This is a genomic window from Dietzia sp. B44 (assembly GCF_014145245.1).
In the GTDB taxonomy this organism is placed as follows: Bacteria; Actinomycetota; Actinomycetes; order Mycobacteriales; family Mycobacteriaceae; genus Dietzia; species Dietzia natronolimnaea.
Genome location: NZ_JAALEF010000171.1, coordinates 1 through 11,709 on the forward strand (window position 1 = coordinate 1; position 11,709 = coordinate 11,709).

9 protein-coding genes are annotated in these 11,709 nt (G+C 69.5%); 4 read left to right on the top strand and 5 right to left on the bottom strand.

All coding sequences use genetic code 11. The features are described 5' to 3' along the window. On the bottom strand, nt 1-495 hold a 495-nt coding region (locus G6017_RS06625; RefSeq protein WP_182616568.1), incomplete at its 3' end, for a hypothetical protein. Nucleotides 496-543: 48 nt separating this feature from the next. On the opposite strand from G6017_RS06625, the gene G6017_RS06630 reads away from it, so the two are divergent. Continuing rightward, nucleotides 544-732, top strand: coding sequence for a hypothetical protein (locus G6017_RS06630; RefSeq protein ID WP_179525403.1), 189 nt, complete (start codon nt 544-546; stop codon nt 730-732). Nucleotides 733-779: 47 nt separating this feature from the next. Beyond that, on the top strand, nt 780-4,694 hold the full coding sequence (gene hrpA / locus G6017_RS06635; RefSeq protein WP_182616570.1) for an ATP-dependent RNA helicase HrpA: 3,915 nt from the start codon (nt 780-782) through the stop codon (nt 4,692-4,694). Nucleotides 4,695-4,752: 58 nt separating this feature from the next. Here the strand turns inward: hrpA and nrdR are convergent, their stop codons facing one another. Beyond that, complete coding sequence (gene nrdR, locus G6017_RS06640; protein ID WP_179525405.1) at nt 4,753-5,208, bottom strand: transcriptional regulator NrdR; 456 nt, start codon at nt 5,206-5,208, stop codon at nt 4,753-4,755. 706 nt (nt 5,209-5,914) lie between these two features. On the opposite strand from nrdR, the gene lexA reads away from it, so the two are divergent. Continuing rightward, the gene (gene lexA, locus G6017_RS06645; protein WP_179525407.1) at nt 5,915-6,583 is read left to right on the top strand and encodes a transcriptional repressor LexA; all 669 of its coding nucleotides are present in this window, start codon (nt 5,915-5,917) and stop codon (nt 6,581-6,583) included. 39 nt (nt 6,584-6,622) lie between these two features. Here lexA and hflX read toward each other — a convergent pair whose 3' ends face one another. Together hflX and dapF are read right to left on the bottom strand one after the other, a co-directional pair. After that, entirely contained in the window at nt 6,623-8,071 is a 1,449-nt protein-coding gene (gene hflX / locus G6017_RS06650; protein WP_179525408.1) for a GTPase HflX, read from the bottom strand. A 14-nt stretch (nt 8,072-8,085) separates the two neighbouring features. Then, nucleotides 8,086-9,012, bottom strand: a complete 927-nt coding sequence (gene dapF, locus G6017_RS06655; RefSeq protein ID WP_182616572.1) for a diaminopimelate epimerase — start codon at nt 9,010-9,012, stop codon at nt 8,086-8,088. 118 nt (nt 9,013-9,130) lie between these two features. Between dapF and G6017_RS06660 the strand changes: the two genes are divergently transcribed. Then, nucleotides 9,131-11,311 carry a malate synthase G gene (locus G6017_RS06660; protein ID WP_182616574.1) on the top strand — a complete coding sequence of 727 codons (2,181 nt, stop codon included), beginning with the start codon at nt 9,131-9,133 and terminating at the stop codon, nt 11,309-11,311. A 105-nt stretch (nt 11,312-11,416) separates the two neighbouring features. Here G6017_RS06660 and G6017_RS06665 read toward each other — a convergent pair. Further along, the coding region (locus tag G6017_RS06665; RefSeq protein ID WP_182616576.1) for an IclR family transcriptional regulator domain-containing protein at nt 11,417-11,709 on the bottom strand (293 nt) is incomplete at its 5' end.

An 11,709-nucleotide genomic window follows, 5' to 3' on the forward strand; every position in this document is an offset into this window, starting at 1 on the left:
ACCGCCGCCCCGTCCCGCTCCCGGCCCCGCATCGGAGTCGCGATCGGGTGTGTGGCGTCCCCGGGCCGCCCACCGGCCCCGGGCCCACCGGGCGGTCAGCCGCCCCGCAGACGGGAACGACACGCCGTTCAGGCGGGCGATCGTCTCCAGGATCGCGTCCTCCTGCGGGGACCCGGTCTCCGGGGAGATCTGGCGGAACCACGCACGTTGTCCGTAGGGACCGGTCCACTGACGCACCGCCGCCTCGAGGTCGTGGAGTTGGACGCCCCGTTGCCGACGCCCCGTCCACACGTCGGTCAACGCCCGGCCCATCTCCGCGTGCCAGAGCAGCGGGGGCAGGTCGTCGAGGACCACCGCCACCCCCACGTGGTTCACGGGGGAATTGGTCAGGGTCTGGATCAGCCGGTCGGCGGTCGTGCGCCCACGGAACAACCACAGGTCCCCGGTCCGGGTGCGGTGGGCCGCGGCGGCCAGCGGGACGGTGTCGAGACTCATGGTGCGATCCTGCCAGGTGCCCCGGCGAGAGGATCTACCCTTGACGCCATGGCACCCCGCGGACGGCAGTGGCTCAAGATGGTCGGCGCGGCCGGGGTGGTCGGAGTGGCCGCCACCGGGATCCTCGCCGCACGGACCGAACGCCGGCGGCAGTCGTACGAGCCGGAGGAGATCCGGGAGCGACTGCACCAGCGCTACACCCGCATCCAGTCCCGCCGGGAGGGTGGCACGGCCTGACACCCGGATCGATCCCCACACCGGGTCCCGATACCCTGGCGGACACCATGTCGACGTCTCCCGCGCCCGCCCCCGAACTGCGCCGGGCCCGGCACGATCTCCTGGTCCGGCTCGACGACGTCGGCATCCTCGACGCCCACCGTCTCCGGTCGCGGATCCGCAGGGCCCGCGCCGACCAGTTGGACGACCTGGGCGGGCAGATCGACGCCGCCGCCGCTCGTCTGCGTCGGCGTGCGGAGTCGGTTCCGACCCCGGAGTATCCGGAACAACTGCCGGTCAGCGCCCGTAAGGACGAGATCGCGGCGGCGATCCGCGACAACCAGGTCGTGGTGATCGCCGGCGAGACCGGATCCGGGAAGACCACCCAGATCCCCAAGATCTGTCTGGAACTCGGCCGCGGCGTGCGCGGGATGATCGGCCACACCCAGCCCCGCAGGCTGGCGGCCCGGTCCGTCGCCGAGCGCATCGCCGAGGAACTGGGGGTGGAGACCGGCCGGCTGGTGGGGTCGGCCGTGCGCTTCGACGACCGTACCGGTGCCGACACCGCGGTCAAACTGATGACCGACGGGATACTGCTCGCCGAGATCCGACGGGACAGGCTGCTGCGCGCCTACGACACGATCATCATCGACGAGGCCCACGAACGCAGCCTCAACATCGACTTCCTGCTCGGCTACCTCCGGCAGATCCTGCCCCGGCGGCCGGACCTCAAACTCATCATCACCTCCGCCACGATCGACCCCGACCGCTTCGCCCGCCACTTCGCGGATCCGGCGGGCCATCCCGCCCCTGTCATCGAGGTCTCCGGTCGCACCTTCCCCGTGGAGATCCGGTACCGGCCGCTCCAGGTCGACCACGCGGACCGGACCATCGACCTCGACCCCCTGGACGCGCTCGCCGATGCGGTCGGCGAGCTCCTGGCCGAGGGTGACGGCGACGTACTCGTCTTCCTCTCCGGCGAACGCGAGATCCGCGACGCCGAGGAGGTGCTCCGGGGGCGGAAATTCAAGAGCACCGAGATCTTTCCGCTCTTCGCCCGACTCACCTCCGCCGAGCAGCAACGGGCCTTCCGTCAGCATTCGACCCGGCGCGTGGTCCTGTCGACCAACATCGCGGAGACCTCGGTGACGGTCCCGGGGATCCGCTACGTCGTGGACACCGGCCTCGCCCGGATCTCCCGCTATTCGACCCGCACCAAGGTCCAGAGGCTGCCGATCGAGCCGATCTCGCAGGCCTCCGCCGCACAGCGCGCCGGCCGCTGCGGCCGCGTCGCCGACGGCATCTGCATCCGTCTGTACTCGGAGGACGACTTCGACTCCCGGCCGGAGTTCACCGACCCGGAGATCCTGCGCACCAACCTGGCGTCGGTCATCCTGTCGATGGCCGATCTCGACCTGGGAGCCGTGGACGACTTCCCGTTCGTCGAACCACCCGACCGCAAGGCCGTCCGAGACGGCATGACGTTGCTCACCGAGCTCGGGGCGCTCCGGACCGACGACGACGAACGCCCGCACCTGGCCAGGGTGGGCCGCGACATGGCGTCCCTCCCCCTCGACCCGCGCCTGGCCCGGATGGTCGTGGAGGGCCACCGAAACGGCGCCCTGGGGGATGTCCTGGTCGTGGTCGCGGCCCTGACCGTGCAGGATGTCCGCGAGAGGCCCGCCGAGGAGCGCGACAAGGCGGACCAGCTCCACCGGCGCTTCGCCGACAAGTCCTCCGACTTCCTGGGCTACCTCAACCTGTGGCGCTACCTCACCGAACAGCGGCGCGAGCTCTCCGGCAGCGCGTTCCGGAAAATGTGCAAGGCCGAGTACCTGCACTGGTTGCGGATCCGCGAGTGGCAGGACCTCACCGCCCAGTTGACCAGCATGTGCCGCGAGCGGGGCTGGCATCCACCGTCCGGTCACGCCGCGGAGGACGACCTCCACAAGGCGATCCTCTCCGGACTGCTCACCAACGTCGGGATGAAGGACGAGGACACCAGGGAGTTCCGCGGCACCCGCGGTATCCGCTTCCAGGTGTTCCCCGGTTCCGATCTCGCCCGCAAGCCGCCGCGATGGATCATGGCCTCCGAGTTGGTCGAGACCTCCAGACTGTGGGCCCGGGACGTCGCGCGCATCGATCCGGTGTGGATCGAACAACTCGGGGGGCATCTCGTCCGCACCCAGTACTCAGAGCCGCACTGGTCCGACGCCCAGGGCGCGGCGATGGCCTACGAGAAGGTGCTGCTCCTGGGGCTGCCCGTGGTCGAGGCGCGTCGCATCCTCCTCTCCAGGGTCGACGCACCGCTCGCGCGGGAGATGCTCGTCCGGCACGGGATCGTCGAGGGACGATGGACCACCCGCATCCCGGTGATCATGGAGAACGCCGTGGCCGTGGAACAGGCGCGGGAGCTGGAGACCCGCAGTAGACGCCGCGACCTCGTCATCGACGACGACACCCTGGTCGGGTTCTACCTCGAGCGGCTCCCCGAGGACATCACCTCCGGCCGCCACCTGGAATCGTGGTGGCGTAAGCAGGGCCGGGAGGACCCGGATCGTCTGCGTCTTCGCCCCGAGCAGATCCGCACGTCGGACACCGCCCCGGCCGCCTCCGAGTTCCCGCCGATCTGGCGCCAGGGCGAGCGGGACTTCGAGCTCAGATACTCGTTCGACCCGGGGGTCGACTCCGACGGCATCACCGTGCGGGTCCCTCTCCCCCAGCTGTCCTCGGTCGCGACGTCCGGCTTCGAGTGGCTCGTCCCCGGCCTGCGCGAGGAGCTGTACACGGAGATGCTCCGGACGCTCCCCAAGTACCTGAGGCGTCTGTGTTCCCCGCCCGCCGAGTACGCGGCACTGCTGGCCGGTGACCTCGCCCCGCGGTCGGCACCGCTCCCCGTGGCGCTCGCCGCCGCGCTCTCGGCCCGCATAGGCACGACCGTCGAGCCCCGCGAGTTCCACCCGGAACAGCTCCCCGACCATCTCCGCATGCGTTTCGAGGTGGTCGACGGTGACGAGGTCGTCGCGGCCGGTACGGACCTGGGAGCACTACGCAGTCGGTTGGTGGACAAGGTCCGTGCCACGCTCAACTCCAGACTCGTCCCCGATGACGGACCTCATCGGGCGTGGACCGCGGACACGATCGGGGACCTGTCGCCCTCGATCACCGGCACGGTCGACGGTGTGGAGGTGACGGTCTACCCGGCCCTGCAGGTCCGCCCCGACGGCATCCACCGGATCGCCTGCGCCACAGAGACGGAACGTCGAGCCGCGCAGACGACAGCGGTACTGACCCTGATCTCAGCGGACCTGATCTCGGCGGCATCGATAGTCCGGGGTCGTCCGGTCGAGCAACGCCTCGCGCTCACCCAGTATCCCCACGAGGGTGCCGATGGACTGGTCTCGGACGCGGCGCTGGCGGCGTGCGGGCGGCTGATCGCCGGACGCAGAGGAGAGCCGGTACTCACCGTGCACGACTTCGACGAGGTGCGCGCGCGCGCCCGATCCGAGGCGCCGGCCGCCATCACGGCCTCGATCTCCGCCGCCCTTCCGGCGTTGGTCGCCGCGCAGTCGGTCTCCGCCCGGCTGGACCAGGTACCACGCGACCTCGCGGACGACGTCAGGCCCGCTCTGGACTTCCTCGTGGGAAAGGGATTCCTCGCCCGACACCCGGCGGAGGTCCTCCCGCAACTGGAACGCCACGTGAGGGCGATCGACCTCAGGCTGGACCTCGCGGAGAAGTCACCGTCGAGGTACCGGGAGCTCGCCGCCCGGTTGGAGAAGTCGGAGGCCACTGTCGCGGAGGCGACGGCGGCGCTCCGCCGACGACCGGGTGGGGCGCGGGCAGCCCGGGATCTCCGGTGGATGTTGGCCGAATACCGTGTCGGCCTCTTCGCGCAGTCTCTGGGTACCGCGCGCCCGGTCTCCGCCGAGAGGATCGAGAAGGCGGTCGCCGCCGCGCTCTCCCGGCGGAACGCGCGTTGAGCCCTCACACCGCCCGTACACAGGAACCGATCCCGGTGCGACGCGGAGAGGACCGGGACTAGTGAGCAGCGTGCCGTTCGCGAAGCGCGATGATCTCGCTCTCGAAATCCGCAGCGGAACTGAATTGTTTGTACACGGAGGCGAATCGCAGATACGCGACCTCGTCCAGATCTTGTAGAGGCCCCAGGATCGCCAGCCCGATCTCGTGAGCGGGGACCTCTGAGGCGCCGCCGGCCCGGACAGCGTCTTCGACCTGCTGCGCGAGCCGCCGGAGCGCGTCCTCGTCGACCGACCTCCCCTGGCACGCGCGTCGCACACCGCGGACCACTTTGTCGCGGCTGAAACGCTCCGTCACACCGTTGCGCTTGAGGACGGTCAACAACGGGGTCTCGAGGGTGGTGAACCGGTGTCCGCAGTCGGGGCACTCGCGCCGACGCCGGATCGCCTGCCCTTCGTCGACCGACCGCGAGTCGATCACCCGTGAGTCCTCGTGGTGACATATGGGGCAGTACATTCCAGCTTCGCCATTCGTCGACCTGGTCCGAACCGCTCCGCCGGCCGGAGCCGACGGCGGCGCGGGGGCGACGGGCCGCCGTCCCGGGTCCATTCTAGGAGGCGATACCGTGGGTCACGCGTAGGCGGGCCCGCCCAGGAGTGCCAATGCGAGCAGCATCAGGATTCCGAAGACGATTCCACAGGCCACCAGAGCCCACGTCGGCACATCGTCCACCACCGGCGCACTCGACCTCGCCTCGCTACCGCATGCCCTGACCCTTTCCGCGGACGCGGGGCGGACGAGCACTCGCCGTCCGGGCGCCACCGACCGCGTGGCCGTCTGGCGCCCCCGGTCGAGCGTGCGGATGACGGGACGGGCCCCGGCATCAGGGCGGGGACGCACCCTGGACGAAACGGGCCGGTCGTGATCGGTCACGCAGACCTCCGTCCAGGGCACGGAGGGACGCGATCGTGGCTGCATCTCCATAACGGTCATGAGAACTCCCAACTCGATACGGTGTGCGAACCTCATTCGCACGCCCGTGTGCCTTATTGTGCACATCTGTTCGAACCCGAACCTGCCTAGAGTTGTATCACGCGGGTCCGACAGAGTCGACATTCGTGGCGACATTTCTTCGAACACCTGTGTGGCGCTCACGTCCGACGGGCAGTAGGGTGTACACAGATAGCGACGTCGAACACCCATTCGCCGAAGGGACCCCCACATGCCCAAGCCCGACTTCGAGGCCCTGACGACCCGCCAGAAGAGCGTTCTGTTGCACATCCACGACACGGTCAAGGACCGGGGCTATCCCCCGAGCATCCGAGAGATCGGTGACGCCGTCGGTCTGCAGTCGACCTCCTCGGTGGCCCACCAGTTGCGGACGTTGGAGAAGAAGGGCTTCCTGACCCGTGATCCGCACAAGCCGCGGGCGGTCGACGTCCACGGCGTCCCGGGGCAGCGGTCCCGGGGTCGTCGCGCGCCCGCCCAGGAGGAGACGCGTCCCAGCGGGGCCGTGGAGCCCGTCTACGTCCCTGTCCTGGGGCGGATCGCGGCCGGCGGTCCGATCCTCGCCGAGCAGGCGGTGGAGGAGGTCTTCCCCCTCCCCTCCGACCTGGTGGGTTCCGGGGACCTGTTCATGCTCAGAGTGGTCGGCGAGTCGATGATCGACGCCGCGATCTGTGACGGGGACTACGTGGTGGTGCGCCGTCAGAACGTCGCGGACAACGGCGAGATCGTGGCGGCGATGATCGACGGGGAGGCCACGGTCAAGACTTTCCGCCGGGATTCGAGCGGGGTGTGGCTCCTGCCCCACAACCCGTCGTTCAGTCCGATTCCCGGGGAGCACGCGACGATCCTCGGAAAGGTCGTCACGGTCTTCCGCAAGCTCTGAACCGGCCGGAACCGGGTGTCGCCTGATCCGTCGACGGGGTCAGGCGACACCGTCACGGGATCCGGGGACCCGATACTCCCCGAGCTCTCCGGCCACGGAGGCCGGAAGCCGGACCACGATCCTCGTGCCGTCCTTCGTGTGATCCTCGTCCACCACGGCGCCCTCCGCGTGGACACGGGAGACCACATCACCCCGGGTGAACGGGATCTCGAGTGTGACCTCCGTGTCCCCGGAGGCGACCACCCGCATTATTCGGTCGAGGAGCTCGTCGAACCCCTCACCCGTCGCCGCCGAGACGAAGACCGCGTCCGGCAGGGCGTGGTGCAGTTCCGTCAACACCACCGGGTCAGCGACGTCGACCTTGTTGATCACCACGAGTTCGCGGGGCCTCTCGGCCTTCTGCTCTTCCACGACGTCGTTGATGACGGTGCGGACGGCCTCGATCTGGCGCAGGGGGAAGGCGTCCGATCCGTCGACGACGTGCAGGAGCAACTCGGAGTCCACGACCTCCTCCAACGTCGAGCGGAACGCCTCGACGAGCTGGGTCGGGAGGTGTCGGACGAATCCGACCGTATCTGTGAAGACCACGACCCGCCCGTCGGGGAGCTCGGCCCGCCGCGTGGTGGGGTCCAGCGTGGCGAACAGAGCGTTCTGGACCAGTACGCCCGCACCGGTCAAGCGGTTGAGCAGGCTCGACTTCCCGGCGTTGGTGTACCCGGCGATCGCGATCGACGGCACCGGGGTGGCGCGACGGCGATGCCGCTTGGTGTCCCGGGCCTGCTTCATGCCCTTGATCTCACGGCGCAGCCTCGCCGTGCGCTCCCTGATTCGGCGGCGGTCCGTCTCGATCTTGGTCTCACCGGGACCACGGAGTCCGACGCCTCCGTTGCTGCCCGCCCGGCCACCCGCCTGCCGGGAGAGTGCCTCACCCCAGCCACGCAGTCGCGGGAGCATGTACTCCATCTGCGCCAGCGACACCTGGGCCTTACCCTCACGGCTGGTCGCGTGTTGGGCGAAGATGTCGAGGATCAGCGCGGTGCGGTCGATCACCTTGACGTTGACGACCTTCTCGAGCGCGATGAGCTGACCCGGCGTGAGCTCGCCGTCGCAGATCACCGTGTCCGCCCCCGTCGCGGTGATCACGTCCTTCAGGGTCTTGGCCTTCCCCGAACCGATGTAGGTGGCGGGATCCGGCTTGTCGCGGCGCTGGATCAGCGCGTCGCAGACCTCGGAGCCTGCGGTCTCGGCGAGCTGTGCCAACTCGGCCATCGCGGCCTCCGCCTGGGCGGCGGTACCCTCGGTCCAGACCCCGACCAGCACGACCCGCTCGAGGCGGAGTTGGCGGTACTCGGCGTCGTTGACGTCCTGGAGTTCGGTCGACAACCCGACGACCCGGCGCAGCGAGGAGCGCTCCTCGAGCTGGAATTCTCCGACCGAAGGGTCATGGTCTCGTGTGGCCCGGTCAGGGGCGGTGTCATCGATAGTCATTCACCGGCATCATCTCACAATTCCGGTCGGGACGCCTCCGTGCGGCGCGCGGGTGGCGGTCGCCGGTACCGCCCCTCGGCGACGATCACGGACGGCCCCGTCAGAGTGGAACCCACGCCGGTCAGGGCCACCGCGACCTCTCCCCCGGGAACGGACACCACCACGTCACCGGTGGCCTCTCCGGCGTCGGCGAGGGCCGCGACGGCCGTGGCGACGATTCCGGTGCCGCAGGACATCGTCTCCCCGGATCCTCGCTCGTGGACGCGCATCGACACCCGACCGTCGGTGAGCGGGGTGGCGATCTCCACGTTGACGCCGGCGGGGAAGAAGCCGGTGTCGAACTCGGGCGCCTCGTGCACCGGCAGTTCGCGCAACCCGTCGGCCCCCAGGCCCGGGACCACGCACGCGAGGTGGGGGTTACCCATGTCGACGGCGAGTCCGGCGTACACCCGGCCACCGAGCTCCACGGACGAGACCCCGAGAAGCCGGGGCTCGCCCATGTCCACACGGACCACGGCCTGGTCACCGTCATGGATCAGAATATCGGCGGGCCGAGGACCGGATCGTGTGCCCACGGGGATCCTGCCGGCCCCGACCCTGCCGGTCGCCACCAGGGCGTGGGCGAACACCCTGACCCCGTTCCCGCACATCTCCGCGATCGATCCGTCTGCGTTCCGGTAGTCCATGAACCAGTCCGCGGCGTCGACGCCCTCCGGGAGGACGGCGAGGACACCCTGGTCGAACAGTGCACCCGCGGTGGCGATGCGCAGCACCCCGTCGGCGCCGAGGCCGGCCCGTCTGTCGCAGACGGCGCGCACCAGGTCCTCGTCGAGGTCCACCTCCGCGTGGTCGTCGGGCAGGACCACGAAGTCGTTGAGCGTTCCGTGCCCCTTGATAAAGGCGAGGCCGTCGAGAGTGGCGGTCGGGGGCGCGGGTGTCATGCCATCAGATCCTAGCTAATCCGACCGCCGTTCCACGCTGCGGAAAACCCGGATGATCCCTCGGCAGGGGGGCACTAGAGTCGGAGGCGAGAACGGTCCCTATGTGAGGAGAGCATCGATGTCCGAACGCATCACCGTCGGCGACGTCCAGGTCGACGAGGTCCTGTACGACTTCGTCAACACCCAGGCGATCCCGGGCACCGGGGTCGATCCCGACGCGTTCTGGGCGGGAGTCTCCGAGATCTTCACCGACCTAGCCCCGCGCAACCGCGAGCTGCTCGCCGTCCGCGACGACCTGCAGTCGAGGATCGACTCCTGGCACCACGAGAACCCCGCCCCGATCGACCCGGCCACCTACCGTGCGTTCCTGCAGGAGATCGGCTACCTGGTCCCGGAGCCGGACTCCGTTCAGGTCAGCACCCAGAACGTGGACGACGAGATCGCCACGGTCGCGGGCCCCCAGTTGGTCGTGCCGATCATGAACGCGCGTTTCGCGATCAACGCCGCCAACGCCCGGTGGGGTTCGTTGTACGACGCGCTCTACGGCACCGACGCGATCCCGGAGTCCGGCGGGGCCGAGCAGGGGTCCTCCTACAACAAGGTCCGCGGGGACCGCGTCATCGCCTGGGCCCGCGAGTTCCTCGACGACGCCGCGCCGCTCGACTCCGGCAGTCACGTCGGCACCACGGGTTACACCGTGGTGGACGGCCGACTGCAGGTGACACTCGCCGACGGGGCGACGACAGGCCTCGCCGATCCCGCACAGTTCGTCGGCTACCTGGGCGACGGCGCCGCCCCGACCTCGGTCCTCCTGCGCAACAACGGCCTGCACGTGGAGGTCCAGATCGACGCCGACTCACCGATCGGATCGACCGACTCCGCCGGCGTCAAGGACGTTGTCCTGGAGTCCGCCGTCTCCACCATCATGGACTTCGAGGACTCCGTCGCGGCCGTCGACGCCGAGGACAAGACCCACGGCTACCGCAACTGGCTGGGTCTGATGAAGGGCGACCTCTCCGAGGAGATCAGCAAGGGCGACAAGACCTTCACCCGCGTCCTCCACGACGACCGGGTCTTCACCGCGCCCGACGGATCCGGCGAGGTCCGGCTCCACGGCCGCTCGATGCTCTTCGTCCGCAATGTGGGGCATCTCATGACCACCCCCGCGGTCCTCGACGCGGAGGGGAACGAGTTGCCCGAGGGCATCCTCGACGCCCTGATCACCTCGCTGGCGGGCATGCACGGCATCGCGCCGGGCAACGAGCGCGGCAACAGCCGGACCGGGTCCATCTACATCGTCAAGCCCAAGCAGCACGGCCCGGCCGAGGTGGCCTTCACCACCGAGCTGTTCGGCCGGGTCGAGGCGCTCCTCGGTCTGCCGGAGAACACCCTCAAGGTGGGCATCATGGACGAGGAGCGGCGCACCTCGGTCAACCTCGCCGCCTGCATCGCCGAGGCCACCGATCGCGTCGTCTTCATCAACACCGGCTTCCTCGACCGGACCGGGGACGAGATCCACACCTCCATGGAGGCCGGCCCGATGATCCGCAAGGGTGAGATGAAGTCCGCCCGCTGGATGACCGCCTACGAGGACTTCAACGTCGACACCGGCCTGGCCTGCGGTCTGCGCGGTCGCGCGCAGATCGGGAAGGGCATGTGGGCCAAGACCGACCTCATGGCCGAGATGCTCGCCGAGAAGATCGGGCAGCCGAGGGCCGGCGCCAACACCGCGTGGGTGCCGTCGCCGACCGGCGCGACCCTCCACGCGACCCACTACCACCGGGTGAACGTGATGTCCCGACAGGAGGAACTCCTCGCCGGCGGACCGCGCGCGAGCGTCGACGACATCCTCAGCGTCCCCCTCGCGACCGACACGAACTGGACCGACGCCGAGAAGAAGGAGGAGGTCGACAACTCGTGCCAGACCATCCTCGGTTATGTCGTCCGGTGGGTCGAACAGGGCATCGGCGTCTCGAAGGTGCCGGACATCCACGACGTCAACCTGATGGAGGACCGCGCCACCCTGCGGATCTCCTCGCAGATGCTCGCCAACTGGATCCGTCACGACATCATCACGGCCGAGGACGTCGAGGACTCGTTGCGCCGGATGGCGGAGATCGTCGACCAGCAGAACGCCGGTGACGAGGCATACCGGAACATGGCGCCGGACTTCGACTCGTCGATCGCCTGGCAGGCCGCCCGCGAGCTCATCCTCGAGGGGACCGGGCAGCCCTCGGGCTACACCGAGCCGATCCTGCACCGTCGTCGCCGCGAGTTCAAGGCCGCCAACGGGCTGTAGAACGGCCCCGCCGCGAAGCCCCGGAAGGATCCGCTGCCCGCACACCGGGATCCGCTCCCCCACAGGGGTAGCGGATCCCGGGCCGGGGCGGCGGATCCTTCCGCGTCAGGGGTGCAGGTCCGCGACCGCCGCCCTCAGGACCCCGACGGCGGCGTCGCGGCGCTCCTCGGTGAACCTCGCCTCGGGCCCCGACGCGGACACCGCGACCGCGGCGTCCCCGACCCCCACCGTGATCGCGACACAGCGGACGCCCTCCTCCTGTTCCGACTCGTCGGTGGCGAACCCCACCCTGCGTACGTGGGCGAGCTCGTCCAACAACCGGTCCGGGTCGACGATGGTGGCATCCGTGTACCCGGGCATGCCGGTCCGTTCCAGCATCGCGCGGACCTCGTCGTCGT

What these genes read in the sequence shown, in the direction of transcription:
- nrdR (WP_179525405.1), bottom strand. Translation starts at nt 5,208, where the DNA reads ATGTACTGCCCCATATGTCACCACGAGGACTCACGGGTGATCGACTCG.
- hflX (WP_179525408.1), bottom strand. Translation starts at nt 8,071, where the DNA reads ATGACTATCGATGACACCGCCCCTGACCGGGCCACACGAGACCATGAC.
- G6017_RS06660 (WP_182616574.1), top strand. Translation starts at nt 9,131, where the DNA reads ATGTCCGAACGCATCACCGTCGGCGACGTCCAGGTCGACGAGGTCCTG.
- G6017_RS06630 (WP_179525403.1), top strand. Translation starts at nt 544, where the DNA reads ATGGCACCCCGCGGACGGCAGTGGCTCAAGATGGTCGGCGCGGCCGGG.
- hrpA (WP_182616570.1), top strand. Translation starts at nt 780, where the DNA reads ATGTCGACGTCTCCCGCGCCCGCCCCCGAACTGCGCCGGGCCCGGCAC.
- lexA (WP_179525407.1), top strand. Translation starts at nt 5,915, where the DNA reads ATGCCCAAGCCCGACTTCGAGGCCCTGACGACCCGCCAGAAGAGCGTT.
- dapF (WP_182616572.1), bottom strand. Translation starts at nt 9,012, where the DNA reads ATGACACCCGCGCCCCCGACCGCCACTCTCGACGGCCTCGCCTTTATC.